The 25,759-nt window shown below is 57.4% G+C and carries 28 protein-coding genes and 1 pseudogene; 18 read left to right on the plus strand and 11 right to left on the minus strand.

What is annotated here, in order from left to right; translation table 11 throughout:
- Nucleotides 1-30: 30 nt before the first annotated feature.
- On the minus strand, nt 31-570 hold the full coding sequence (gene ppa / locus BLV81_RS12480; RefSeq protein ID WP_062114092.1) for an inorganic diphosphatase: 540 nt from the start codon (nt 568-570) through the stop codon (nt 31-33).
- Between the two features lie 241 nt (nt 571-811).
- Here ppa and BLV81_RS12485 point away from each other — a divergent pair, with 241 nt between their 5' ends.
- From BLV81_RS12485 to BLV81_RS12510, 6 genes are read left to right on the plus strand one after another with little or no spacing between them, the layout of a single operon-like run.
- Nucleotides 812-1,465 carry a GbsR/MarR family transcriptional regulator gene (locus BLV81_RS12485; protein ID WP_092356966.1) on the plus strand — a complete coding sequence of 218 codons (654 nt, stop codon included), beginning with the start codon at nt 812-814 and terminating at the stop codon, nt 1,463-1,465.
- A 4-nt stretch (nt 1,466-1,469) separates the two neighbouring features.
- Nucleotides 1,470-1,700, plus strand: coding sequence for a cytochrome oxidase putative small subunit CydP (gene cydP, locus BLV81_RS12490; protein ID WP_092356457.1), 231 nt, complete (start codon nt 1,470-1,472; stop codon nt 1,698-1,700).
- Complete coding sequence (locus tag BLV81_RS12495) at nt 1,697-3,304, plus strand: cytochrome ubiquinol oxidase subunit I (RefSeq protein ID WP_092356459.1); 1,608 nt, start codon at nt 1,697-1,699, stop codon at nt 3,302-3,304. The genes cydP and BLV81_RS12495 overlap by 4 nt, the downstream gene beginning before the upstream one ends.
- Nucleotides 3,305-3,314: 10 nt before the next feature.
- On the plus strand, nt 3,315-4,457 hold the full coding sequence (cydB, locus tag BLV81_RS12500; protein WP_092356461.1) for a cytochrome d ubiquinol oxidase subunit II: 1,143 nt from the start codon (nt 3,315-3,317) through the stop codon (nt 4,455-4,457).
- 29 nt (nt 4,458-4,486) lie between these two features.
- Entirely contained in the window at nt 4,487-4,657 is a 171-nt protein-coding gene (gene cydX, locus BLV81_RS12505) for a cytochrome bd-I oxidase subunit CydX (protein ID WP_092356464.1), read from the plus strand.
- Nucleotides 4,654-5,157 (plus strand): DUF2867 domain-containing protein, encoded by a 504-nt coding sequence (locus tag BLV81_RS12510; protein ID WP_092356467.1) that lies wholly within the window; start codon nt 4,654-4,656, stop codon nt 5,155-5,157. Before cydX ends, BLV81_RS12510 begins: the two co-directional genes overlap by 4 nt.
- Here the strand turns inward: BLV81_RS12510 and BLV81_RS12515 are convergent.
- Nucleotides 5,154-5,417, minus strand: a complete 264-nt coding sequence (locus tag BLV81_RS12515) for a hypothetical protein (RefSeq protein ID WP_092356470.1) — start codon at nt 5,415-5,417, stop codon at nt 5,154-5,156. The genes BLV81_RS12510 and BLV81_RS12515 overlap by 4 nt on opposite strands.
- A gap of 102 nt (nt 5,418-5,519) precedes the next feature.
- Between BLV81_RS12515 and earP the strand changes: the two genes are divergently transcribed.
- Both earP and BLV81_RS12525 read left to right on the plus strand, forming a co-directional pair.
- Nucleotides 5,520-6,674: an elongation factor P maturation arginine rhamnosyltransferase EarP gene (gene earP / locus BLV81_RS12520; protein WP_092356473.1), complete on the plus strand. Its 1,155-nt coding sequence runs from the start codon at nt 5,520-5,522 to the stop codon at nt 6,672-6,674.
- 139 nt (nt 6,675-6,813) lie between these two features.
- Entirely contained in the window at nt 6,814-7,383 is a 570-nt protein-coding gene (locus BLV81_RS12525; protein WP_092356481.1) for an elongation factor P, read from the plus strand.
- A 103-nt stretch (nt 7,384-7,486) separates the two neighbouring features.
- On the opposite strand, the gene BLV81_RS12530 is transcribed toward BLV81_RS12525, so the two are convergent.
- Nucleotides 7,487-7,972: a MarR family winged helix-turn-helix transcriptional regulator gene (locus BLV81_RS12530; protein WP_176992835.1), complete on the minus strand. Its 486-nt coding sequence runs from the start codon at nt 7,970-7,972 to the stop codon at nt 7,487-7,489.
- Between the two features lie 184 nt (nt 7,973-8,156).
- On the opposite strand from BLV81_RS12530, the gene BLV81_RS12535 reads away from it, so the two are divergent.
- A complete protein-coding gene (locus BLV81_RS12535) occupies nt 8,157-9,083 on the plus strand; it encodes an EamA family transporter (RefSeq protein ID WP_092356487.1) in 927 nt (308 codons plus the stop codon).
- Nucleotides 9,084-9,101: 18 nt separating this feature from the next.
- On the opposite strand, the gene BLV81_RS12540 is transcribed toward BLV81_RS12535, so the two are convergent.
- On the minus strand, nt 9,102-10,361 hold the full coding sequence (locus BLV81_RS12540; RefSeq protein ID WP_092356490.1) for an MFS transporter: 1,260 nt from the start codon (nt 10,359-10,361) through the stop codon (nt 9,102-9,104).
- 140 nt (nt 10,362-10,501) lie between these two features.
- A complete protein-coding gene (locus BLV81_RS12545; protein WP_092356493.1) occupies nt 10,502-10,960 on the minus strand; it encodes an Rrf2 family transcriptional regulator in 459 nt (152 codons plus the stop codon).
- A 122-nt stretch (nt 10,961-11,082) separates the two neighbouring features.
- On the opposite strand from BLV81_RS12545, the gene BLV81_RS12550 reads away from it, so the two are divergent.
- From BLV81_RS12550 to BLV81_RS12560, 3 genes and pseudogenes are all read left to right on the plus strand, one after another.
- Nucleotides 11,083-11,370 carry a helix-hairpin-helix domain-containing protein gene (locus BLV81_RS12550; RefSeq protein WP_092356496.1) on the plus strand — a complete coding sequence of 96 codons (288 nt, stop codon included), beginning with the start codon at nt 11,083-11,085 and terminating at the stop codon, nt 11,368-11,370.
- Between the two features lie 351 nt (nt 11,371-11,721).
- On the plus strand, nt 11,722-13,044 hold the full coding sequence (locus BLV81_RS12555; protein WP_092356499.1) for an MFS transporter: 1,323 nt from the start codon (nt 11,722-11,724) through the stop codon (nt 13,042-13,044).
- A gap of 63 nt (nt 13,045-13,107) precedes the next feature.
- A pseudogene (locus tag BLV81_RS12560) lies at nt 13,108-13,826 on the plus strand (hypothetical protein).
- A gap of 76 nt (nt 13,827-13,902) precedes the next feature.
- Here BLV81_RS12560 and mmsB read toward each other — a convergent pair.
- The 3 genes from mmsB to BLV81_RS12575 form a co-directional block, all read right to left on the minus strand.
- Entirely contained in the window at nt 13,903-14,796 is an 894-nt protein-coding gene (mmsB, locus tag BLV81_RS12565) for a 3-hydroxyisobutyrate dehydrogenase (protein WP_092356502.1), read from the minus strand.
- 47 nt (nt 14,797-14,843) lie between these two features.
- Entirely contained in the window at nt 14,844-16,352 is a 1,509-nt protein-coding gene (locus tag BLV81_RS12570; RefSeq protein ID WP_092356969.1) for a CoA-acylating methylmalonate-semialdehyde dehydrogenase, read from the minus strand.
- Nucleotides 16,353-16,446: 94 nt separating this feature from the next.
- Entirely contained in the window at nt 16,447-17,676 is a 1,230-nt protein-coding gene (locus BLV81_RS12575) for an ABC transporter substrate-binding protein (RefSeq protein WP_092356505.1), read from the minus strand.
- A 174-nt stretch (nt 17,677-17,850) separates the two neighbouring features.
- On the opposite strand from BLV81_RS12575, the gene BLV81_RS12580 reads away from it, so the two are divergent.
- Both BLV81_RS12580 and BLV81_RS12585 read left to right on the plus strand, forming a co-directional pair.
- Nucleotides 17,851-18,792, plus strand: coding sequence for a LysR family transcriptional regulator (locus BLV81_RS12580; RefSeq protein ID WP_092356972.1), 942 nt, complete (start codon nt 17,851-17,853; stop codon nt 18,790-18,792).
- A 43-nt stretch (nt 18,793-18,835) separates the two neighbouring features.
- Nucleotides 18,836-19,675 carry a GNAT family N-acetyltransferase gene (locus BLV81_RS12585; protein ID WP_092356508.1) on the plus strand — a complete coding sequence of 280 codons (840 nt, stop codon included), beginning with the start codon at nt 18,836-18,838 and terminating at the stop codon, nt 19,673-19,675.
- Here BLV81_RS12585 and BLV81_RS12590 read toward each other — a convergent pair.
- Together BLV81_RS12590 and BLV81_RS12595 are read right to left on the minus strand one after the other, a co-directional pair.
- Complete coding sequence (locus BLV81_RS12590; RefSeq protein ID WP_092356511.1) at nt 19,662-20,225, minus strand: DUF1439 domain-containing protein; 564 nt, start codon at nt 20,223-20,225, stop codon at nt 19,662-19,664. The two genes, BLV81_RS12585 and BLV81_RS12590, sit on opposite strands and share 14 nt — an antisense overlap.
- Before the next feature lie 341 nt (nt 20,226-20,566).
- Nucleotides 20,567-20,872, minus strand: coding sequence for an ArsR/SmtB family transcription factor (locus tag BLV81_RS12595; RefSeq protein ID WP_092356975.1), 306 nt, complete (start codon nt 20,870-20,872; stop codon nt 20,567-20,569).
- 92 nt (nt 20,873-20,964) lie between these two features.
- Here BLV81_RS12595 and BLV81_RS12600 point away from each other — a divergent pair, with 92 nt between their 5' ends.
- The gene (locus BLV81_RS12600; RefSeq protein WP_092356514.1) at nt 20,965-22,053 is read left to right on the plus strand and encodes an NADH:flavin oxidoreductase/NADH oxidase; all 1,089 of its coding nucleotides are present in this window, start codon (nt 20,965-20,967) and stop codon (nt 22,051-22,053) included.
- A 69-nt stretch (nt 22,054-22,122) separates the two neighbouring features.
- Here the strand turns inward: BLV81_RS12600 and yfcF are convergent, their stop codons facing one another.
- On the minus strand, nt 22,123-22,755 hold the full coding sequence (gene yfcF, locus BLV81_RS12605) for a glutathione transferase (RefSeq protein WP_092356517.1): 633 nt from the start codon (nt 22,753-22,755) through the stop codon (nt 22,123-22,125).
- A 703-nt stretch (nt 22,756-23,458) separates the two neighbouring features.
- On the opposite strand from yfcF, the gene BLV81_RS12615 reads away from it, so the two are divergent.
- Genes BLV81_RS12615 through BLV81_RS12625 form a run of 3 tightly spaced genes read left to right on the plus strand, consistent with a single transcriptional unit; the run spans nt 23,459 to nt 25,741 of the window.
- Nucleotides 23,459-24,061 (plus strand): DUF1326 domain-containing protein, encoded by a 603-nt coding sequence (locus BLV81_RS12615; protein ID WP_092356520.1) that lies wholly within the window; start codon nt 23,459-23,461, stop codon nt 24,059-24,061.
- Nucleotides 24,058-24,873, plus strand: a complete 816-nt coding sequence (locus tag BLV81_RS12620) for a DUF2182 domain-containing protein (protein ID WP_092356523.1) — start codon at nt 24,058-24,060, stop codon at nt 24,871-24,873. Before BLV81_RS12615 ends, BLV81_RS12620 begins: the two co-directional genes overlap by 4 nt.
- Entirely contained in the window at nt 24,866-25,741 is an 876-nt protein-coding gene (locus BLV81_RS12625) for a DMT family transporter (protein ID WP_092356526.1), read from the plus strand. Before BLV81_RS12620 ends, BLV81_RS12625 begins: the two co-directional genes overlap by 8 nt.
- Nucleotides 25,742-25,759: the final 18 nt, after the last annotated feature.

A 25,759-nucleotide genomic window follows, 5' to 3' on the forward strand; every position in this document is an offset into this window, starting at 1 on the left:
CTTTTTGACAAACCCGTGCAACCGTACTAATTACGCTGCGATGGATTTCTTGTATGCCTCGACACCAGCCAGGATTTCCTTGCGCGCTTCATCGGGACCGAACCAGCCGTCGATCTTGACCCATTTGCCCTTTTCCAGATCCTTGTAGTGCTCGAAGAAATGCTGGATCTGCTTCAAGCGCAGTTCATTCATGTCTTCCGGCTTTTGCCAGTGGGTGTAGATGCTCAGCACCTTGTCTACCGGCACCGCCAGCAGCTTGGCGTCCTGGCCGGCTTCATCCGACATCTTCAACACGCCGACCGGGCGGCAGCGCACAACCACGCCTGGGAACAGCGGGAACGGGGTGATCACCAACACGTCGACCGGATCGCCGTCTTCCGACAGGGTTTGCGGGATATAGCCGTAGTTGCAAGGGTAATGCATTGCAGTACCCATGAAGCGGTCAACAAAAATCGCGCCGGATTCCTTGTCGACTTCGTACTTGATCGGATCGGCATTCATCGGGATTTCGATGATGACGTTGAAATCGTTTGGCAAATCGCGCCCGGCCGATACTTGATTCAGACTCATGGTGTGCTCTCGTCAATAATTGAAAAATTTGCTGCGAAATCCTCTTAGCCCGAAATTATAACGGTTCAACGTCCTATCGTGCGATGCAACATCGACTTAGTTGCAGCTAAGTTGTCACTTCCTTACAGCTTCGTTGCTGCACCACCATCAATCCACCCAAATAAATGACCATAAAGCAACAATCTTGCAAATATTCCTGTTTTGACTTATATTTCAGTAATTACTGAAAATTCAAAACATGATGTCAACTACTCCAGCCGCCAATACCCCAGGCGCAAGCAATCCGCTTATCCCTCTTACACCGCTAACCCAGCGCTTCATCTCGCATTTCGGCGAGATGGGCAGCCGCTGGGGCATCAATCGCACGGTCGGCCAGATCTATGCCCTGCTGTATGTGCTTGGCCAGCCCTTGAACGCTGACCAGATTGCGGATTACCTGACTTTTTCGCGCTCGAACGTCAGCATGGGCTTGAAAGAATTGCAATCCTGGCGCCTGGTCAAGCTATTGCACCAGCCGGGCGACCGCCGTGAATACTTCGAGCCGCCCAAGGATATCTGGGATATTTTCAAGACCTTGCTTGAGGAGCGCCGCCGGCGTGAGATAGAGCCGACTTTGTCGATGCTGCGCGACGCCTTGCTGGAGAGTCCCGCCAACGACATTGATAAACAGGCACAACAGCGGATGCGCGAGATGTACAATCTGATCGAATTATCCAGTTCCTGGTTCGACGATGTGCAACGCTTGTCTCCGGAAACCCTGGCGTCGCTGATGAAGATGGGATCCAAGGTCAAGAAATTGCTGGACGTGCGCGACAAGTTCCGCGGCACATCAAGCAGCAGCAAAACCCATGGCGATCACCCTGACGTGCAACTGACAGTCCAGTTAAAGGATTAGACGCATGCAGTCTTTCTATCCAAAAAAAAGATTCACGCGCTTGCCGCTTGCAGCCGAGATCACGCTGATCCTGATCGTCAAGATCGCCCTGCTGGCATTGCTGTGGAAAGCCTTCTTCTCTGAGCCGCAAACCAAGAAAATGCGCATGCCGACCGAACAGGTCGAGCAGCATTTCCTGAGCCAGCCACCTGCCGCACTCCCTTCTCACCTTTCACCTACGGAGACCCGCCAATGATACCCATTGATGAAGTCGTCGCCTTATCTCGCCTGCAGTTCGCAGCGACTGCGATGTTCCATTTCCTGTTCGTACCGCTCACGCTGGGGCTGGCATGGATCCTGGTCATCATGGAGTCGGTCTATGTGATGACCGGCAGCCCGATCTACAAAGACATGACCCGCTTCTGGGGCAAATTGTTCGGGATTAACTTCGCGATGGGGATCGCCACCGGCATCACGCTGGAATTCCAGTTCGGCACCAACTGGTCTTATTACTCGCACTACGTCGGTGATATCTTCGGCACGCCGCTGGCGATCGAGGGGATGATGGCCTTCTTCCTCGAATCGACTTTCGTCGGCCTGTTCTTCTTCGGCTGGGATCGCTTGTCGCGGGTCCAGCATTTGCTGATCACTTTCCTGGTGGCGCTGGGCTCCAGCCTGTCGGCGCTGTGGATCCTGATCGCCAACGGCTGGATGAACAATCCGGTCGGCGCCGAATTCAATTATGAAACCATGCGCATGGAGCTGACCAGCATCGTCGACGTCATCTTCAATCCGGTAGCCCAGGTCAAATTCGTCCACACGCTGTCGGCCGGCTACGTCGCCTCCTCGCTGTTCGTGCTCGGCATCTCCGCCTACTATCTGTTGAAAGGGCGCGACACCGCGTTTGCCCTGCGTTCGTTTGCGATCGCCGCCGGCTTCGGCCTGGCGTCGACCTTGTCAGTGATCGTCCTCGGCGACGAATCCGGTTATACCGCCGGCGAAGTCAACAAAGTCAAGCTGGCGGCGATGGAAGCCGAATGGCATACCGAAGCGGCGCCGGCCGGCATCACCGTGTTCGGCTGGCCGAACGAGAAAGAGCAGCGCACCGATTACGCCTTCAAGATCCCCTACGTGCTGGGCTTGATCGGCACCCGTTCGGCGGACAAGCAGATCACCGGCATCCACGATCTGAAACAAGAGCATGAAGTGCGCATCCGCAACGGCATGCTGGCATACGCCGCCCTGACCCGTCTCAAAGACGGCGACAAATCGCCGGCAGCGGTCGCCGATTTCGACCAGCTGAAACGCGATCTCGGCTACGGACTGCTGTTGAAGAAATACACGCCGAAGGTGGTCGACGCCACACAAGAACAAATTGCGATGGCGGTCAATGACACCTTCCCGAAAATCGCGCCGATGTTCTGGTCATTCCGGCTGATGGTCGGGCTGGGGCTCCTGTTCCTGTTCATATTCTCTTGCTCGTTCTATTTCCTGATCCGCAAGCAATTGGCGAAACAGCGCTGGCTGCTGCGCCTGGCGGTGTACAGCATTCCGCTGCCGTGGGTAGCGATCGAACTGGGCTGGCTGCTGGCCGAATACGGCCGCCAGCCATGGACCATCTCGGGCGTGTTGCCGACCCATTTGTCGGCATCGACCTTGCAGCCAGGCAGCTTGTATTTCAGCCTGGCCGGCTTCCTCGGCTTCTACACCTTCCTGTTCGTCATTGAAATGATATTGATGGTGAAGTACGCCAGACGCGGCCCGAGCAGCCTGCATACCGGCAAGTATCACTGGGAGCAGCCGGATCAGCCAAGCGCCGGCACCGGTCACGTCAGCCACGACAGCACAGCCAAGGCATAAGGGGAACATGATGATCTTTGACTACGAAACATTGAAAATAATCTGGTGGGGCTTTGTCGGCGTACTGCTGATCGGCTTCGCGCTGACCGACGGCTTCGATTTCGGCGTCGGCATGCTGCTGCCGTTCATCGGCAAGACCGACGGCGAGCGCCGCGTCATCATCAATTCGATAGGCAGCACCTGGGAAGGCAATCAAACCTGGTTCATCACTGCCGGCGGCGCCATTTTCGCCGCCTGGCCGCTAGTGTATGGCGCTGCGTTTTCGGGCTTTTATGTGGCGCTGATGCTGCTGCTGTTCTCGCTATTCTTCCGCCCGGTAGGCTTCGATTACCGCAGCAAGGTGGCAGCCCCCCGCTGGCGCAATGCCTGGGACTGGGGCCTGTTCGCCGGCGGTTTCGTGCCGCCGCTGATTTTCGGCGTGGCGTTCGGCAACCTGTTCCTCGGCGTGCCTTTCCATTATGACGACACCATGCGGGTTGAATATACCGGTAACTTCTTTCAGCTGTTGAATCCTTTCGGGCTGCTGGCCGGTTTGCTCAGCGTCGCCATGCTGCTGATGCATGGCGCCGCTTACCTGCAAGTCAAGACCGATGCGCTGATCGCGCAACGCGCCCGCAGCGTGGCCAAGGTTGCAGGCCTGGCGACGATACTGCTGTTCGTGGCTGGCGGCTTCTGGGTAGCGCTCGGGATCCACGGTTATCGCATCACCGGCATGCCGGACCCGAACAGCGCCTTCATGCCTATCGTCAAAACCGTCACCACTGTCAACGGCGCCTGGTTCGACAACTATGCGCGCTGGCCCGCCATTTGGGCCTTGCCGATCATTGCCGTCGCCGGCGCCTTGCTGTGCGTAGTATTCAGCGCCGCCAACAAGGCAATGGCGGCATTCCTGTCCAGCGGCCTCAGCGTGACCGGCATCATTCTGACGGCGGGCGCCTCTTTGTTCCCGTTCATCATGCCCTCCTCGCTCGCCCCCAACAGCAGCCTCACAATCTGGGATGCGGTATCGAGCCACAAGACGCTGGGCATCATGTTCTGGGTAGTGCTCATCATGCTGCCGATCATCATGCTGTACACCGGCTGGGTGTACCGAGTCATGCGCGGCAAGGTCACCTTGCAGCATATTGAAGACAACGAGCACACTGCTTACTAATCGACGCATACGCAGAACAGGAGAGACTTATGTGGTATTTCGCATGGATATTGGGAGTCGGCCTGGCGCTGGCTTTCGGCATCATCAACGTCATGTGGCTGGAAGCCAACTATGCTTTCGGCAGCCGCGATGAAGAAACCACCCGCGAGCGGTTTGAAAGTGCCGCGGCCGAGCATGAAGCCCGGGCACGCAAGAAATGAACGGCGCAGCGGTTGCGGTGATACCGAGCGTCGGCTGCCGCTCGTTATTGCCTGGCCATGATTTTGTCGATGCTTACCAGGTCCGGGCTGACATCGCCGGCCTGGACGCCCGGCAGGCTGCCGACGCCATCATCAAGAATCCACCGCGCTGGATTAAACAATTGATGGCGACCCGCAACCGGCTGGTCAGGCTGTTTCAATTGAAAACCGTTGAAATGGGTGTCGATGATCCGCTTGCCTCGCAGCGTACGGTTGGCGGCTTTCCTGTCGTCGCGCATTCAGCGCAGGAAGTGGTGCTGGGATTCGACGATAAGCATCTGGATTTCAGGATCAGCGTCACGGTTGCGCCAGGCAAGGGCTCCGGCACCCAGGTGACCGTCGCTACGGTGGTCAAGACCAACAATCTGTTGGGAAGAGTCTACCTGGCGGCGGTCATGCCTTTTCACCGGGCGATAGTCCGTCACTTGCTGGAAAACGCCAGCTTCGGCCCGGCCGTTTAGGCGCTTTGCGCTTCGCCTTCTGCCGCAACCACGGCTTCGACTCCAGCCACGGCCGTTACCTCCTCCGCACTGCCACCTTCGGCGTCGCCGGCGCTGATGGCGATGGCCACCTGCTCCAGCTTGGTAACCGCCACATTCAGCGAGTCATTGATCTGCGCCTGGGTGTGCTCGGGCATGGTTTCCGCTATTTGCGCCACAGCCCCTGCCAAATCGATTACTGCCAGCGTCAGATTGGCAATCAGGTCGCGCACATCGGTCATCTTTCATCATCCAGTATCATACGGGGACGGCATTATTACATTACGGGCCGAATGCAAAACCGCCTGACAATAAAAAAACTCACTACTGCTGGAATTTGAATCTTGAACCATCGCAAAACACAAACATCGTTGGCCTTATTTTGCAAAGTCGTCGACAACTATGGCGACATCGGAATCTGCTGGCGTCTGGCCCGTCAACTGGAACAGGAACATGGCGTTGCCGTGACCTTGTGGGTCGACGATTTGCGTAGTTTTCAACGAATGTGCCCGGAAGTCGCGGTTGACTGCGACGTACAACGGATCGGTAGCGTGACGGTACGCCATTGGCGCGATCAAGACGGCGTATTCACGGCCGACGACGTGGCCGACATCGTGATTGAATTTTTTGCTTGCGACATCCCGCCTGCTTATATTGCGGCGATGGCGGAGCGCACACCGCATCCGGTGTGGCTGAACCTGGAAGGCCTCAGCGCGGAAGAATGGGTGGAAGGTTGCCATGCGCTGCCGTCGCCGCAAGCGCGATCTTTGACAAAATATTTCTTCTTTCCCGGCTTCACCGGAAAAACCGGCGGCCTGCTGCGTGAATCAGGGTTGGCGCAACAGCGTCAGGCATTTCAACAAGATGCAGCTGCGATGGCAGCTTTTCTCAGCCGATTCGGCGTCACGCCGGCAGAGATGGCAGCGCTGAAGGTCTCCTTGTTTTGCTATCCGCAAGCGCCGGTTGCGGCGCTATTTGATACCTGGCAAAGCAGCGATAAAGCGATTACCTGCCTGGTGCCGGAAGGCGTTGCCGTCGATGCGGTCGAAAAATTCCTTGGGCGAACCGCACAAGCCGGAACCAGCGCCAGCCGCGGCGCATTGACCGTGCGGGTGCTGCCTTTTATTCCCCAGCCTGACTACGACAAGCTATTGTGGGCTTGCGACCTCAATTTTGTACGAGGAGAAGATTCCTTCGTGCGCGCGCAATGGGCCGGCAAACCGTTTATCTGGCACATCTATCCGCAAGACGAAGACTTGCATCACGTCAAATTGAATGCATTCTTGCAACGCTATACGGCCACAACGGAGAACCTGAGCGAATTCTCTTTGAGCTGGAATGAAGCCACGAAAAAAGCGGTGAATTGGCGCTCGCTATGGGCTTTATTTGAAGCCGACATGCCAAAAATTGCCATCATGGCCACAGATTGGCAGCATCAAATGCTGGCAAACGGTGACTTGACCTCCAATTTGCTGAAGTTTGCCGAAACAGTTCGGTAAGCGATATTCAAAAATGGGTTAAAATATACGGCTAATTTTTGATGCATTTAAAAATTCAATCATACGTGGGCTTGCGGCGCTTTTTGCCAGTGGGCTACAGATGATTTTTATGTAACCTACTTTTTTACCTATATTCGCTATGAAACCAGCAAAAGAAATTCGTGTCGGCAATATCATCATGGTTGACAGTAAGCCTATGATCGTTTTGCGCTCTGATGTCAACGGTTCGAGCCGCACGGGCTTCACCTACAAATGGAAGATGAAGAATCTTCTGACCAACAGCCCACAGGAAAACGTTTTCCGTGGCGATGACAAGTTTGACGTGGTTGTGCTCGACAAGAAGCCTGTTACCTATTCGTATTTCGCCGATCCCTTGTTTGTGTTCATGGATGCAGACTACGAACAGTATGAAATCGAAGAAGAAAACCTGGGTGATGCATTGCACTACCTGAAAGACGGCATGGAATGCGAAGCCGTGTTTTACGACGGCAAGGCAATTTCGGTCGAACTGCCAACCACTATCGTGCGCCAGGTCGTCTACTCGGAGCCGGCGGTTAAAGGCAACACTTCGGGCAACGTCTTGAAAGAAGCCAAGATTGAAAATGCGATTGAAGCAAATCAGCACATCGTCATGGTGCCATTGTTCGTCAGCTCGGACGACTTGATCGAAATCGACACGCGCACCAACGAGTTCAAGAAGCGCGGTTAATACCGGGGGTACTTACCCTTCCGCTTGCAAAAAACGCTGCCGATTATCCGCAGCGTTTTTTTTCGCCTGTCGCATGACAGGCGGCTGCATCAATATTCAAATATCAAGATTCAAATTTGACCAGCAGCAGACGCAACAATCCCGCCAGTTGCTCCCGATCCGCAGCTGCCAATTCAGCCAGCAAGCGATGTTCATTGGCGACATGCGTCGCTACCGCCTTCTCGATCAACTCCAGGCCGTTTGGCGTCAGGCTGATCAACACGCTGCGCCTGTCATCCGGATTGTGCCCGCGCTCGACCAGGCCGGCGCGCTCGAGGTGATCGATGCGATTGGTCATGGTGCCGGAAGTAATCATCAGCGATTGCAGCAAGGCGTTGGGCGACAGCCGATACGGCTGGCCGGCACGGCGCAAAGCGGCCAGCACGTCAAATGACCAGTTGGTAAGACCGAACTGATCCAGTCCCTCATTCACCCCGCGCTCCAGATAATGGGCCAGCCGGCCGATACGGCCGATTATGCCCATGGGCGAGCTGTCCAGATCCGGCCGCTCGCGCTGCCATTGCTCAAGAATTTTATCGACTTTATCCATTGCCATTCAAATAATCCATTTTTGAAACCATTTTTGAAAACGCTTCCGAAACTGCCTCGGAAACCGCTTTTGAAAGCGCTTTTGAAAGATTAATAAGATCAAAGTCGATATCTTGACATCAAGAGAAGTTGATGTAAAATGTATTTATCTTGATATAAAGATAGTCCATATAAAGAATAATTACATGAAGAAAATAAATTCCACCCTAAATGACACTTTGCTCACCGCGATCGCTCCCGCGATCTGGGGTAGCACTTATCTGGTCACCACCCAGTTGCTGCCTGCCGGCCATCCGCTGATGCTGGCAATGCTGCGCGCGCTACCGGTCGGCTTGCTGCTTCTGTTGTGGCTACGAAAACTGCCAAGCGGAATCTGGTGGCTGCGCGTGTTTGTACTCGGCGCCTTGAACTTCACCGTGTTCTGGTCGTTGCTGTTTGTTTCCGCCTATCGCTTGCCGGGCGGCGTTGCGGCGACAGTCGGTGCGATCCAGCCGTTGATGGTGCTGATGTTTTCCTGGCTGCTGTTCAGTCAGGCGCCACGCCGCCTGGCCCTGATCGCGGGCGCGGCAGGTATCGCCGGGGTAGCTCTGCTGGTGCTTACTCCTTCCGCCGAACTGGATGCCATCGGTATCGGCGCCGGCCTGTTGGGCGCAGTGTCCATGGCAATCGGCACCGCACTCAGCAAGCGCTGGGCCGCACCGGTAGCGCCGCTGACGTTCACTGCCTGGCAATTGACTGCCGGCGGTTTGCTGTTGCTAGCTCTGGCGCTGTGGCTGGAACCGCCGCTGCCCGCGCTCAGTACGCAGAATATCGTCGGTTTCGTCTATCTGGGCCTGATCGGCGCCGGCTTGACCTATTGGCTCTGGTTCCGCGGCCTGCAAAAACTGCAGCCGGCGGCAGCCGCTTCACTCGGCTTGCTGAGTCCGGTGACCGCCACTTTACTCGGCTGGCTGATACTCGACCAACAGCTGTCGCCGCTGCAAATATTCGGCGCAGCGATCATCCTTGTCAGCGTCTGGCTTGGCCAATGGTCAGCGCGCCCTGCTGCCGAAAAAAAACAGCCAGCGGTGCAAACCGTTGGCTGCCGCAATCCTGGCCAGGCAGGTTGCTAGCCTGGCCGTCGCCTGTAATTATTGACTTAATATCTCGCCCAGCTTCTTGTGATTGAAGCCGAAACTGGAAATCACCGCCAGACCGGCCAGCGCCAGGGCGCCGCCCAGCCACAAGGTGGACGAGAGGCCGAGCGAATCGACCACCACGCCGCCGGTGGATGAGCCCACGGCGATCGCTACCTGCACAATGCTGACGAACAGAGCGGAACCGGCTTCCGGCAGATCCGGCGAAGACAGTTGCAGCCAGATGCTAAGGCATAAGGGAATAGCGCCGAATGCCACGCCCCACGCTAATATCATCACCACTACCCCGGCTTGGGACGCGTGCAACGACGGCAGCGCCAGCAAGGACACCATCAGTATCGCCACCACGGCAAACAAGGAAAGCTGCAAATTGCGGCTGACGGTGGTCGAGATCACAAAATTCGACACGAAGCCGACAAAGCCGAAGCCCAGCAATACCGAAGTAATCGCAGGCAAGCTGAATCCTGCGCTTTGCACCAGGAACGGCGTGACATAGGTGTAGGCTGAAAAGTGAGCGCCAAACACCAGCGCCACCATCAGCAAACTTTTACGGGTATTGGCGCGGCTCAGCAAAGCGCGCAGATCGCTCAGGCGTATCGCCGCTTTCGACGGCAGCGAGGGCAACAGCAGTGCTTGCGCAGCCAGCGCCACGGCAGCCAGCACGCCGGTGGCGACAAACGACGCGCGCCAGGAAGCCAAGGTGCTGATGAAGGTGCCGAGCGGTACGCCTATCACCGTGGCGAAGGTAACCCCGGTCAGTATCATCGCGGTCGCCTTGGCCGCGTGCTGCTCTTGCACCAGCCGCGCTGAAGTTGCCAGCGCCAGCGTCCAGAAACCGCCAAGGGCCGCGCCCAGCAGCGCCCGCCCCAACAGCATCGTGCCGAAGCCGGGAGCCATCGCCGACACAAGGTTGGAAGCCAACAGCAAGACCGACAAAGCCAGCAAGATCAAACGGCGGTTGATGCGCCCCGCTCCCAGCATCAGGGCAGGAGCGGAGATCGCTGCGATGACCCCGGGCGTGGTCACCATCAAGCCAGCCGTGCCGGGCGAGACGCCAAGGTCGCGGGCGATTTGCGGCAGCAGGCCGACCGGCAGGAATTCAGTCGTCACAAAAGCAAAAGCGCCTATCGCCACCGCCACCACCGACAACCAGGATCGCAACGGCGATGGCGCGCTGCTGGCACGGATGCGCGGATCGGGCAGGTCGAGCAGACTGTCGTTTTGCGCGCTGATCGCCGCTAGATTTTTTTCCATGTGAAACTCCTGTGTTGTCTGGCCTCGATTAAACTGTATTATTTATAACTACAGTTTAAAATATAAAAACGGGATCAAAGTCGATCCCGCCATCGAATTAACTATCTTTAATATTTATACAGTTAATTATAAAAAAAACACTACATCCCGGCCTGAGCCTTACCTTTAGCTTTAGTTTTGTCGGCGATCTTGTTGACCAGCTCGCACAATTTTCTGCCCTTCAAAATCTCCAGCAAGGCGCCCTCCACTTCCGACACTACCGGCTCAAGCACCCTATCCATGCCGCAGCTAACCGGACAGCAAAGGTCTTTCGAGCGCGTATTGTGCTTCAGCACCGGCCCCTCCTCCACTGCCAGATAGATCTCGGCCAGGTTGATTGCCGAGGCCGGCCGCGCCAGCTGCACGCCGCCACCCTTGCCTTCCTTGGTCACTACCAGGCCGGCCTTGCTCAACTTGCGCAACAGCTCTCGCACAAAAACCGGATTAGTATTGACGCTGGCAGCAATGGCGGTGGAGGGGAAATACACTTCCCCTCCCCTGGTAGCGTATTCAACGCTGACTAAAATATGTGCCGCCACGGCAAATCGACTGGACTTCATACTGTCACTATATTCAATACAGATAATTCGGTCAACTAATTTTCCTGCATAAGCTTATGTAGATAGAGTCGGCCGGCAGATGTCACAATGAACGCATATTCCGCAATTCCTATGGAGATTCAATGCCTAAATACCTGGACCGGGCGGCCATCGTCAAGCTGGAGGATTTGCCGAATATCGGCAAGGCGGGAGCCGCCGATTTACGCTGCATCGGCATTCAGCAGCCTGAACAGTTGATTGGTAAATCGCCATTGCAGATGTACCAAGCGCTTTGCGCCAAGACCGGCGCCAGGCATGACCCATGCGTGATCGATGTTTTCATGTCGGTGGTGCGTTACATGGAAGGCGCCGAGCCGCTGCCATGGTGGTCGTACACGGCCGAGCGGAAACGCCTGCTCAAGTCCGGATAACTAAGGCCCCATCTTGCCACCGCATTCGGACAAGGTGTTTCCTCAGATGTCGTCGATGACAAATGACAAGTGGCGCCAGCGCCACAGCGGTGATGCCCGGCAGCGCGCCTCAATCAAAATAAAAAGCACAAACCTGTGCCGAAACGGCAATTGGCGCCGCCATGCTATTCCTATACTTCCTCAAACTTTCAAAAATTATTGACCGGATCCGGCGTGAAACATGCTGCGGGCGTGACCCGCAGATCAGTTACCGCCTCCGATCCAGTCAGTGTTGAAAATCAAAATAGCGCCTCATCGTGCATTTTTTGCATCCGATGAGAAGCGCAATAACAATAATTCCGGAGCCATCGCATGTCATCACAACTACGAACGTCGACTATCGGCAGCTTGCCGATCAGCAAACCGCATAATCCCTGGAAAGAAATTTGTGCGGCCAGCATCGGCAACGCGCTCGAATTTTACGATTTGCTGATCTACGGCTATTTCGCGATTGTGATCGGCAAGCTGTTCTTCCCGGCAGCCGATGAAACCACTTCTTTGTTGCTGAGCGTCGGCACCTTCGGGATTTCATTCGTCATGCGTCCGCTCGGAGCCATCGTTCTAGGCTCGTATGCCGACCGCGCCGGACGCAAAGCATCGCTGACGGCGTCCATCTTCATCATGATGATCGGCACGGCAATGATTGTGTTTGCCCCGACCTATGCGCAAATCGGCATTGCGTCGCCGCTGATCGTGATCGTGGCGCGTATGCTGCAAGGCTTTTCCACCGGCGGCGAATTCGGCGCAGCAACCGCATTCATGGTCGAACATGCCGATTCCAAACGCAGGGGCTTCTTCGCCAGCTGGCAATTGTCGACTCAGGGACTGGCAACGGTGCTGGCGGCCGGAGTCAGTGCGCTTCTCAGCTATACGCTGGCAGATAGTCAATTGAATGACTGGGGCTGGCGGCTCGCATTCGGCATCGGTTTGCTGATCGGACCGGTAGGCCTGTATATACGCAGCCAGATCGACGAGACGCCTGAATTCAAGAAAGTTGCTGCCGCCAGGCCGGAGCAATCGCCGTTGAAAGTAGTGCTGGTACGTGACCGCATCAATCTGCTGCTAGGTATTGGGGTGGTCTCGGGCGCCACCGCATTCAACTACGTTCACAAATTGTACATGCCGACTTACGCACTGAAACAACTGCATATTCCTGCGACCTCTTCATTTCTGAGTGCGATGGTGACCGGTCTGGTCCTGATGATCAGCGCGCCGGTGTTTGGTGCGCTGTCGGATCGCTACGGGCGTTTCCGCGTCCTGTCGATTGCGATGCTGACGATAGCATGTACTTCCTATCCCCTGTTCCTGCTATTGACGACCTGGCCGACAGTCGGCACCTTGATGCTGGTCCAGGGCCTGGTAGGCCTGCTGATCGCGGCATGCCTCGGACCGATACCTGCAATGCTGTCGGATATCTTTCCGACCAGCACCCGCGGCACCGGACTCGCCCTCAGCTATAACTTTTCGGTCACCTTATTTGGCGGCTTTGCGCCGTTGATCGTCACCTGGATGATCGCTTTCAGCGGGAGCAAGCTGGCGCCCAGTTTTTATGTGATGGCAACGGCTTTGATCAGCATTGTGGCGGTGCTGGCGCTCGGTCGCCGGATGGCGCAGAGCAAGCGCGGGCCGGTCTGAAACCTGGCGCATCGCCTTTCAGCTCAATAGATCTATTTGGCTTTTCGAACAGGAGTAACGTTAATGAAAACCTTGGAACAGATTCGTGCAAAGTTGCAGGAATATCCGATCGAGGTGATTTTTCCCGATATCGCGGAATGGCAAACCGGTAATACCGGCGTCGATTACATCCATACTTTCGACAGCGGCGTGGCCGGCCCGCATGCCATGATCCTGGCGCTAACCCACGGCAACGAAGTCAGCGGCGCCATCGCCGTGGACAGGTTCCTGCGATCGGGCTTGCGTCCGCTTAAAGGCCGCCTCACATCGGCGTGCCGGAGCACGTGATGGTCGACGCCGGCCATGCCAACGGCAAGCGGCTGCGCGGCTATGGCGCCTTCGGCGATCCGGCCAGTCCGAAGAATGCCCTGCTGATCGAGACCGGGCAGCATTTTTCAGTTCGCAGCAGGGACGTAGCCCTGGATGCCGCAGCTCGCTTCCTGAACAAGACCGGCGTCGTCGCTGCGACAGATTTAACGGATTTCATGCAGCATGCCAAACCTGCGGCGCAGAAGGTTCTCCAGGTGACGCAAGCGGTGCTGGCAGACACGATGGTTCTCGAATTCGCGCAGGATTTCCGGGGACTGGAATTGATTGAGCACGCCGGCGCCGTCATCGCGCATGATGGCGACAGGGAGCTTGTCACGCCTTATGACGATTGCGTGATCGTCATGCCGTCGCTACGTCATCTCGGTCCTGGCGTCACCGTGATGCGTTTGGCTCGCGTACTTGACAGCTGGTAATGAAAACGCTGCGCCTTGCCGCGATGATCGTGCACGGCAAGGGCGTAGCGCCCGCTCAAAACTCAGTTCATTGCGCTCATTCGGCCTTCGCCAGCATATTGAAAATGCTGGAAAAATCCAGCCCGCCGGCGCCGCTCTTGCTGTGGATGTCGTACAGGTTGCGCGCCAGTGCGCCCAGCGGCACGCTGCTGCCGGTGGAGAGGGAGTTTTCCACCGCCAGTCCCAGGTCCTTGAGCATCAGATCGACGCCGAAACCGCCACTGTAGCCCTTGGATGCCGGCGCATTCTCCATCACGCCGGGACAAGGGTTATACACCTCCAGCGCCCAGTTGCGGCCTGAACTTTTCGCCATGATTTCCGACAGCACCTTAGGGTCCATGCCGTTCGCCATGCCCAGCCTGATCGCTTCGGACGTGCCTATCATCAGAATCCCCAGCAGCATGTTATTGCATACCTTGACGGTTTGACCGCTGCCGTTGTCGCCGGCATGGAAAATCGCCTTGCCCATCTTTTCCAGATAAGGCTTGGCCAAAGCAAAACCTTGATCCGAGCCGCCGACCATGAAGGTCAGCGTGCCGGCGGCGGCGCCGGCAGTGCCACCCGAGACTGGCGCATCGAGCATGGTAAAACCTTTATCGCGCGCCGCAGCCGCCACCTTGCGGGCAGCGTCGGGAGCAATGGTCGAGCAATCGATCAACAGGGCATCCGGCGCAGCTTGCGCCAGGATGCCGCTGGCGCCGAGATAAGCCCCTTCGACGTGGCGGCTGGCCGGCAGCATCGTGATGATGACCTTGGCGGCGCCAAGTGCTGCCGCCAGATCCTTGCCAGTGCTGCCGCCGCCGGCGACGAACTGCTCGACGCTGGCGGCCACCAGATCATGGCCGCTGACCTGGCAGCCGGCCTTCACCAGGTTCAGCGCCATCGGCAAACCCATGTGGCCGAGGCCGATAAAAACGATTTCGCTACTCATAAGAAAATCTCCTGAAGTTCATCTTTAACCCGATCTGCACTCCGGCATCACTTCATGGAAATCGTCGTATTGATTTCGCCGCCGTCCGCATCCGGTGCAAACCAGCGCGCAGTCACGGTCTTGGTCTGGGTCCAGAACTGCACCGCCTGCTTGCCGTTAGGGCCAAGGTCGCCCAGCTTGGAGGCACGCGAACCGGTAAAGCTGAAATACGCCACCGGCACCGGAATCGGCACGTTGATGCCGACCTGGCCAACATCGATCTCGTTCTGGAACTTGCGTGCGGCCCAGCCGGATGAAGTGAAGATCGAAGTACCGTTACCGTTCGGATTGGCGTTAATGAAAGCAATCGCTTCGTCCAGCGTTTCCAGCTCGACTATGCACATGGCCGGTCCGAAAATCTCTTGCGTATAGATATCCATCTTGGCGGTGACGCCGGCAAAAATGGTCGGGCCGACAAAATTGCCATCGGGATAACCGGCCACCTGGCAGTTGCGGCCATCCAGCAGCAGCTGCGCGCCCTGCTCCACGCCGGTTCCAATCAGGCGCTCGGTACGTGCCTTGGCAGCCTTCGACACCATCGGCCCGAGGTCGGCCTTGCGATCACTGCCCGGGCCGATTTTCAGGCCGCGTGAACGCTCGACGATTTCCGGCAGCCAGGAACGCGCCTTGCCGACCAGCAGCACCATCGAGTTGGCCATGCAACGCTGCCCGGCCGCGCCAAACGCCGCTCCCAGCAAATTGTTGATCGCCTGATCCTTGTTAGCATCAGGCAGCACGATGCAATGGTTTTTCGCTCCCATCATGCATTGCGCACGCTTGCCAGCCTCGCTGGCGCGGCGGTAAATATGGGTGCCGACGCCGGTCGAACCAATGAAGGAAATCGCCTTGATGTCTGGATGATCGCACAGCATGTTGGCGACATCGGGGCCGCCATGCACCACGTTCAGCACGCCCGGCGGCAAGCCGGCCTGCTGCGCCAGCTCTACCAGGAACAGCGAGGATGAAGGATCTTGCTCGGATGGTTTGAGGATAAAGGTATTGCCGCAGGCTACCGCCACCGGGAACATGAAGCACGGCAGCATCACCGGGAAATTGAACGCCGTGATGCCGGCGCCGACGCCGAGCGGCTGGTTGATGGTGTAGACATCTACGCCGGTAGCGGCATTTTCCGCCAGCTCGCCCAGTTGCAGCGAAGTGATGGAGCAGGCGTGCTCGACCACTTCCAGGCCACGCATGACTTCGCCCTCGGCATCCGGCAAGGTCTTGCCGTGCTCACGGGTAATCAGCTCGGCCAGCGGCGCCATGTTTTCGCGCAACAGCTGCTGGAACTTGAGCATGATGCGCATGCGCTGCGCCAGCGAAGTGTTGCGCCAGCTGGCAAACGCTTGCTTGGCATTGGCCACCGCATGATCAACTTCTGCCTTGGTGGCGAACGGCACCCGCGCCACTACTTCCTGAGTTGCCGGATTGAGAACGTCGCGCCATTCGGTGCTGGTGGACTGGACAGTTTTGCCGCCAATGTACAGGGGAACGTTAGGGATGTTGGTGATGGGCATGATGACTTCCTTCAACAATGACAATTGCAATTAAAAGATAAACGGTGTTCTTGCCGGTGCTATCTACAGCATAGAACACCCTGCTGGGTTTGCCTTACTTCACCAAAGGACAGGAAGCATCCATCGGTTTGAAAGCCTGCTGCGCCGGAATCGTCGACAGCAGCTTCAGGTAATCCCATGGCGCTTTCGATTCGGCCGGCGTTTTAACCTGGTACAGATACATGTCATGGATCACGCGGCCATCCGGACGGATAGAGGCATTGCGCATGACGGCGTCATGGATAGGGATTTCACGCATTTTCTGGGTCACCACTTTCCAATCGTGCGATTTGGTGGCGGCCGCCGCTTTCAGGTAGTGATAGACGCTGGAATAGACGCCGGCATGCACCATGGTCGGCTTATTGCCTTTATAGAGCGTTTCGAAACGCTTGGAAAAAGCGCGCGTATCGTTATCGTAATCCCAGTAGAAACCGTCGGTATAGATCAAGCCTTGCGCATCGTTCAGGCCGAGCGCATGCACATCCGACAAGAACACCAGCAGCGCAGCCAGACGCTGGTTCTTGCTGCCGATGCCGAACGAACGCGCCTGCTTGATCGCATTGACGGTATCCTGGCCGCCATTGGCCAGGCCGATTACCTGCGCCTTCGAACTCTGCGCCTGCAGCAGGAACGATGACAGATCGCTGGCGTTCAAGGGATGGCGAATCGATCCGACCACTGTGCCGCCCAGGCTTTTGACGACATCGCCGGCATCTTTCTCCAGCGACTGGCCGAAGGCGTAATCGACGGTAACGAAGTACCAGGATTTCTGCCCCATCTTGGTTAATGCGGCAGCGGCCCCGGCTGCTTGCGAGTAAGTATCGAACATCCAATGGAAGCCGCCAGGCGCGCATTCCGCATTGGTCAACACGGTAGTTGCGGGGCCGCTGTACATGGCGATGCCGCCCTTGTCGCGGATCAGGCGCTGCACCGCCAGCGACACTGAAGAATTGGTCAGGTCGGCGATGGCGTCGACCTTGTCGCGGTCTAGCCATTCGCGTGCCTTGGAGGCGCCGATGTCAGCCTTGTTCTGATGATCTGCAGTAAGCAATTCGATTTTCATGCCCTTGCATTCAGCCTTCATGCAATCCTCGATCGCCATCTTGGCCGCCACCACCGAGCCCGGCCCGCCCATCGCCGAATACGGCCCTGACATGTCGGTCAGGATACCGACCTTATATACATCGCTATCCTGGGCCGAGGCGTGGCTTGCGGCCAGCAAACCCGTTAACGAAAAGATCACGGCCGAACATCGTGCAAGCAGCTGGTGGCGCTTTGTCAACATCGTTGTCTCCTGTTTTGCCGGATGCGCATGCAATGCCCACCCTGCAATCGATTTTTATAAAATTTTCTGTAAGGACATTCTGCATGTGCATTATTATTGAAACAATAGGAAATATTCCACAATGGCTTTGCATTTATGCACAGCACGGAGAGATAGATGAAATCGACAAACGCCATGCTGGACTGGGATAACCTGCGCGTCTTCCTGGAGCTGACGCGCAGCCAGGGGCTGGTCGAAGCGGCAAAAAAACTCGGCGTCGACCACTCGACCGTCTCGCGCCGCATGCGCCGCTTTGAAGAACAAGTCGGCAGCCAGCTGTTCGAGCGCAACAATCAGGGCTACACGCTGACCGCCGAAGGCCACCGCCTGATCGAATATGCGGAACGGGTTGAGAGTACGGTGTATGCCGCCGCGGAAGAATTGAGCGGCCACAACCGCCTGCTGTCGGGACAAGTCCGGCTCGGCGCCACCGAAGGTTTCGGCACTTTTGTGCTGGCGCCGCATCTGGCGCATTTTTGCGCGCGGCATCCGCACATCACCGTCGACCTGCTGCCGGTGCCGCGCTTCGTCAACCTGTCCAAACGCGAGGCCGACATCGGCGTCACCATCGAACGTCCGCAAAGCGGCAATTACGTGGTCACCAAGCTGACCGATTACCTGCTGAAGCTGTACGCCACGCCATCTTACCTGGCAAATCACGCGCCGATCGAGACGGTGCAGGATTTGAGCAGCCATGCGTTCATCGGCTACGTTGACGATCTGGTGTTCAGCGAAGAGCTGCGCTACAAGGATAATGTCGCGCCGGCGGCATTCCGCGCCTTTCGCAGCACCAGCGTGATTGCCCAATACACTGCAGCCCGCAGCGGCCAGGGGCTGGCGATCCTGCCCTGCTTTCTGGCCCAGCAAAGCGAGGACCTGGTGCCGGTGCTGGACGGCCAGGTCGACATTCAACGTGCGTTCTGGCTGGTGGCTGCCACCGAAACCCGCAACGTGGCGCGGGTTGCCGCATTGTGGCGTTACCTGCGTGAAGTGATTGAACCTAACCGCGCTTTCCTGATGGGAGAGTCACGGCAAATGATCTACTCGGATACATCCGATACAATTACCCACGCTTGATTTCACCGCGACCAAACTCTCAAAACCGCCATCCCGACTCGCTATGATACTGACCGGCCCGGAACTCGCTCAAACGCTAGAACAAGCCGAGGCGACGCATTTGAGCCGGCAAGTTGCCGCCTGCCGCCGGTTGCGCGGATACCAGCAATCCCGCGTCATCGCCATCTGCGGCGGCGTCGCTGCGGTGACAGATCCGGTGTTCGGACGCAAACTCAATCACGTCACCGGTCTGGGTATGGGAGCGGCGGTGAACGCCGATGAACTGGCGCAACTGGAAAGCATCTATGCCGCGCAGGGATTGGAGACGCAAATCGATGTCTGCCCTCACACCGACGGCAGCACGCTTGCGGTCCTGAGCGAACGTGGATACTCCGTCAACGCTTTCAGCAACACTTACGTGCGCCAACTGAGGCCGATGGAGGCCTACGCTCAGGCACATGGCGAGAGCGGGATCGAAATAATCACCGACAGAGCTTTAGTCGAAGCCACGTTTGTCGGCAACTCGGTTGCCGGATTTTCCGTGCAAGCGGTCAATCGTCCTGCGGTTTTACTGGAAACACTGGCGCAGATAGCGCTGCAGCGTAGCGATACGTTTCTTTTTGCCGCAACCATAGATGGCAAGGTAGCCGCTACTGCCGGCATGAGCCTGATCGAGACAGCCTCGGGATTGCTTGCGCATTTGTACATCGCCAGCACGCTGCCGGCGTATCGAGGGCGCGGGATTCAACTGGCGCTCCTGAGGGCCAGGCTGACGGCGGCCCGCGACGCCGGCTGCAGGCTCGCCGGCGTCACCGCCAGACCGGCCAACACCAGTGCGCGCAACACTGAACGCGCCGGCTTTAGCCTGGCTTACACCAAATCGACCTTTATCAAGACTCGTTGATTTCTACCGCAATGCCCTCAGACTGCACCGTGATCGCACCTGGCTCAAAGGTTTTTCCGTTTAAGCGCAGCTCGTCGCTGGTAAACGTATAGATCGGATAATCCTTCAATACCTGTTCCGCCACGGCGGCGCCGATCTGGCTCAGCTGCGGCTTGTATTGCGCCGGCACGCCGTTGAAATCGATACTATCGACCGTCGGGTTATCCAGCAGGATAGCGCGGGTCGCTTTGTCATATCTCAAACCGCTACTCAAAGTAATCGCGCCATTCAACGGCGCCGCCAGCAGCAGCGGACTAAGCACGCTCACATTCACCCGCGTAAGCACACGGTTTTGCGCCGGATTGAGGGTCAGGCGCGGATTCTTCAGGCCGACATTGAACACCTCCGCATAGCGCAGCTGCTGCGGAAACTTGCTGTCGATAGCGGTCTGCAGTTGTTTTTGCGAAAACGTATATTCATTGGACCAGATGTTGTAACCAGCCCAGGCGGTAGTGGCAACAAGCAGCGCGCCCATGGCCAATAGGGACTTCATCAGTTTGCGTCGTTCCATATGCTTTATTTCCTGTCGCTTGCAGGCTGCGGCGATTACAGTTGCCCACAGACCAACAGCTGTTGAATTACTCAAGCTTGTAGTATAGATGGATATCTTCAGGTTCAAGCCGAACCAGTTCAGGACCAGGTTTATGCAACAACTTGCAGCCAAGCCGCAAGTAGAGGAATCCATAGTGTTACGCGAGTGCGTGGCGGATAGTTGGATTTCTTCTGCGCCCATTTCCCTGGCACGCTCTTGAATGGCCGGTTTCCACACTTTGGAAGACCGGACTCCCCAAGCGGACATTCAACCATCTACTTCTCTCTTCAAGACATTAGCCTTTTGTACGGCAATGGCCGTCAAGAAGTTTGCTGTGCCAAGATCGCCGACAACAGGCCTGGAAAGCGACTTTCAATGTCCGCACGTCGCAGTGTGTTCATATGATTCGTGCCGCTGCTCTCCGTGAACACCAAGCCAGCTTCACGCAACACCTTGAAATGATGAGAGACAGTGGACTTGGGACGTCCTCCGTCCAGCTCACCGCAGGTGGCAGCCTCAACGCGAGCAAGATGCCGAACGATGTCGAGCCGAATAGAGTCGCTCAATGCGTACAGCACGCGTTCGAGGGAAAACTCACTAGCGGCAGGATGTTTGAATGGGCGCATGAGCAGCATCATACACTTTGGATTATAATTATTCCATTGTTCGTACATATTCGAACTAACGAATAAATACTCCACTTTCGTAAAGGTCATCCATGTCTGCCCTGTTTCAATCATTCAAGCTTAAAGGCGTTACCCTGCGCAATCGTATTGCTGTCCCGCCAATGTGCCAGTACATGGCGGTCGATGGACGAATCAATGACTGGCATCAGTCGCACTACGTAAATATGGCGCGTGGCGGTGCCGGACTTGTCATCGTTGAAGCAACTGCCGTTGCTCCCGAAGGACGCATCACACCGGGTTGTAGCGGCATCTGGAACGATGATTTGGCACAAGCGTTTGTTCCTGTTGTGCAGGCCATCAAGGCAGCGGGCTCAGTACCTGGAATTCAAATTGCTCACGCGGGCAGAAAGGCGAGCGCCAACCGCCCTTGGGAAGGAGACGACCATATCGCTGAGAACGATGAGCGTGGCTGGCAGACGATTGCTCCCTCAGCAATTGCGTACGGAAAAGGCTTGCCCAAGCTCCCCCGTGCGATGACATTGGATGACATCGCACGCGTGCGTCAGAACTTTGTCGACGCAGCCAAGCGGGCGCGTGATGTCGGGTTTGAATGGCTGGAACTCCATTTCGCGCATGGCTATCTGGCACAGAGCTTCTTTTCCGCACATTCGAATCATCGTGGCGACATCTATGGCGGAAGCGTCGAGAACCGCGCCCGCTTCCTGCTCGAGACATTGAAGGCAGTACGTGAAGTGTGGCCGGAAAATCTGCCGCTAACTGTACGCTTTGGTGTTATTGAATACGATGGACGCGACGAGGAAACACTGCTCGAGTCGATTGGCCTTGTGCGCGATTTCAAAGCTGCTGGCATGGACATGATTAGCGTCAGCATCGGTTTTACAATTGCTGAAACCTCGATTCCGTGGGGGCCGGCTTTCTTGGGAGCGATTACTGAACGCGTTCGTCGCGAAGCGGACGTGCCTGTATCTTCAGCATGGGGCTTCGGCACACCGGAGATTGCCGAGCGCGTCGTCAAAGAGCAGCAACTCGACGTCGTCATGGTGGGAAGAAGCCATTTGGCCAATCCCCATTGGACCTATTCCGCTGCAAAGGAGCTGGGCGTTGAGCGTGCATCGTGGACGCTGCCGGCACCATACGCGCACTGGCTCGAACGTTATTAAATGAAAATGGCGAACCAGGGTTCGCCATTTCCTTATCCACTGGTGGCGCATGATTTACTCGTCATACGTTCAAAGCGGAGGACGATTCAATCCAACCCATCGCTGCACGGAGGGTCTTTCCCACTGACGCGCAGCGTAATCGATTAACTTGGCCGGTACCCGATCGCCATTCAGAATGAGGCGATTTAGCATTAACGCCAGATCCAAATCGGCGATGCACCACGTCCCGCATAGATTTTCTGTGTCGCCAGAAAGCAAAGCCTCAGCCGCAGAAAACAACTTCTGGACCGCTGCATCGGCTGCAGGGCTGAGCACTGCTCCAGGCGATCGGTAGAATACGACCTCCGTCGAGCGCTCCTGCCTAATGGGCATCAGGTCACTGCGGAGCCAGGCTTGCACCTGGCGTGCCCTCGCTCGAAGATATCTATCTTGCGGATATACCGGCGTTTCCGGAAAGGCATCGTCGAGATATTCAGTTATTGCCGACGACTCCGACAAAGTAAAGTCCCCATGCGTCAGCGTGGGCACGCGCTGCGTCAACGACTTGGCTGCATAGCTTGCCTCACGATTAGCATTACTCCCGAGATCCACGGTCGAAAGGTCAAACGGCAATCGCTTTTCGTCAAGAGCGACAAAAACCGACATGGCGTAGGGGCTGGCAAACTGAGCATCGGTATAGAGACGAAGACGGCTTTCCTGCAAGGTATTCTCCTCGGTGGTTGGGTTCGTGCGGAACCTTGATGATATTTGGCGAGCGACCGCTTTCGGCGGTCAATGCGGAGGACTGCTTCTGGCCGAGTTCCGTCGGCCGAACAGATACAGTCACCGCCCACTAGAGACTAATTATAGATAAGCCATTCAGTAGCGTAGCTCGAATGGCAGAACCCGGCGAGCGTACTCATTTGAGAATGAAGGATGTTTTGAGTGGCAGCACCGTATTTCTGAGGTTGTCTTTAAATGAGGCGCGAACCGTCCACGTACCGGCAGGGAAGCGGCCGATGCACGATCCGGGCATGCCACCGTGCGTTGGGTCTTTCGCTGCACGACCATCGCCGGGGTAAAATCTGATTGCCATGCGTGACATCGCGAACACTTAAATCGACGAGATCGCAGCCGCGCAACTTGCTATCGATTGCGAGCTTGAACGTCGCCAGGTCCCGAATCTGCCGGCTGTTTCGAAGGTGAATTCGGATTGCCGGAATCAGCCATGCGCCTTCTTTCGATGCCGTTGCTTAATGCCCCCCCTCTCGACATCAGGTTAAATGCCCCAACGACCTCGCACGACGATCCGCCTGGCCGTCATCGAACTTGAATTGCCCCATCACGCAGCCTAGAATAATTTATCCCTTGCCGCTGCGAGCTGCGGTGACAAGCCCGTGTTCGTATAGCGGCAATGGAGGTTCGTATGAGCTATCACCTGGAAGGTCGCCTGCTCGAGGTTTGCAATTGCAATGTCCTGTGCCCCTGCTGGATCGGCGAGGACCCTGACAACGGCACCTGCGACACTATCGTCGCGTGGCGCATAGACAGGGGAACAGTCGACGGCGTCGATGTGGGCGGCAACACCATCGCCGCCGTGGCGCACGTACCCGGCAATATTCTGCTAGGCAACTGGACTGCGGCGATCTATGTCGACGACCAGGCCACCAAGGCGCAGGAAGAGGCACTGCTGAAGGTCTACACCGGCCAGGCCGGCGGGCCGGTCGCCGAACTCGCCAAGCTGATCGGCGAGGTCGTGTCGGTAGAGCGGGCGCCGATACGTTTCACCGTGATTGCCGGTAAGGGCGAACTTCAGATCGGCAAGGATTACTATGCCGAACTTGAGCCCTATCTAGGTGCGACTGGCGGCCAGACCACCCTCTCCGACACCGTGTTCTCGACGGTGCCGGGAGCGCCGGTGTTTGTCGGCAAGGCTCCGACCTATCGATCCAAGAACGCTGCCCTTGGTATCGATCTAAGCATCAAGAACCACAACGCCTTGCAGAGCACCTTCGTCTTCGACGCATGAGCGCTTCGGCTGGTTCGCTGCCGCCCAGTAACTCCCGCCGCCATCGCGTGTTCCTGCCGCTCCTGGCTGCATTGATTGCGCTCGCGTGGCTGTCGCTATGGGCATGGGGGCGCAGTCCGTACGGCCGCTATCTCGAACATGGCGACTGGACTGCATCAGGACCGGCGGCGTTTCTGTGCCGTATCGTTCCCGCCGGCGCAGTGGTCCTGCCCATGCTGCTATACGCCGCCGCGTGGATACTCATGACGGCGGCCATGATGCTGCCGACCACCTTGCCGTTGTTTAACACGTTCGACCGGCTGACGGCCCAGCGTCCGGACCATGGGCGTCTCCTGACGCTGCTCGGCCTGGGATACATGACGGTGTGGGGGGCATTCGGGCTCCTGGCGCACGCACTGCATGGCGCCATACTGTCGCTGCTTGCCAGTGTGCCCACCTTGGCTTGGCATGGCTGGATGATCGGCGCCGCGACAATTGCGTTGGCCGGCGCCTTTCAGTTCAGCAAGCTCAAGTACCGATGCCTGGAAAAATGCCGTACGCCCTTGAGTTTCGTTATCCAACATTGGCGCGGGCAGGCGCAGGCGCGGCACGCGTTTGCGCTTGGCGTGCAGCACGGCCTGTTCTGTGTCGGATGCTGCTGGGCGCTGATGCTGTTGATGTTTGCGTTCGGCGCTGGCAGCCTTGGCTGGATGCTCGTGCTTGCGGCCGTGATGGCGATCGAAAAGAATGTGCGCTGGGGGCAGCGTATCAGCACGCCGCTCGGCCTCGCGCTGCTGTCCTGGGCTGTGGTCCTGGTGGCGATCCATGCATAAGGAGCGCAACGGCCTGCCCGGCTTGCAGGCGATCTTCCTTACAGCGGCCGCGATGCTCGCCTTCGCGGCCAATTCTCTGTTATGCCGGCTAGCGCTGCAGCAAAGGGGCATCGATCCGGCCAGTTTCGCCAGCATCAGACTGGTTTCCGGAGCGATCACGCTCGCCGTCATCGTGCGCTTCAGGGCGGCACGGCTTGCGCCCGGCCGTGCCGACTGGCTCGCTGCGGCCATGCTGTTTGCTTATGTCGCGTTCTTCTCGTTCGCGTATCTAACCTTGCCCGCAGGCACTGGCGCATTGATACTGTTCGGTGCGGTTCAACTGACCATGTTCATCGCAGGCTTGCGCTCGGGCGAGATGTTCGGACCGATCGCATGGTTAGGTCTCGCACTGGCTGTCACGGGGCTGGTCTACCTTGTGTCGCCCGGTATCGCTGCGCCGCCGCCCATCGGTGCTGCGTTGATGGCGGCCGCAGGCCTGGCGTGGGGCGTGTACTCGCTGCGCGGCCGTGGCGTGCTCGACCCGCTGGCGGCCACCGCGGGCAACTTCGCGCGGGCGGCGCCATTGGCCCTCGTGTTGAGCTTGCTGTCCGTCGCCAATGCTTACGCGGATGCGGCGGGGGTTGCACTGGCCATCGCCTCTGGCGCACTCACGTCCGGCATCGGGTACGTCATCTGGTATGCCGCGCTGAGCAAGCTTTCCGCCATGCGCGCAGCCACGGTACAGTTGTCGGTGCCGCTCATCGCCGCATTTGGCGGCGTGGCGTTCCTATCGGAGGCGATCACACCGCGCCTGGCTGCTGCCTCCGTGGCGATCCTTGGCGGCATCGCGTTGGTGCTGAGCAGCAGGTCGCACAAGCCGCGCCCGTAGCGTCTATCGTGGATCTGG

It is taken from the genome of Collimonas sp. OK242, assembly GCF_900107095.1.
Classification (GTDB): Bacteria; Pseudomonadota; Gammaproteobacteria; order Burkholderiales; family Burkholderiaceae_D; genus Collimonas.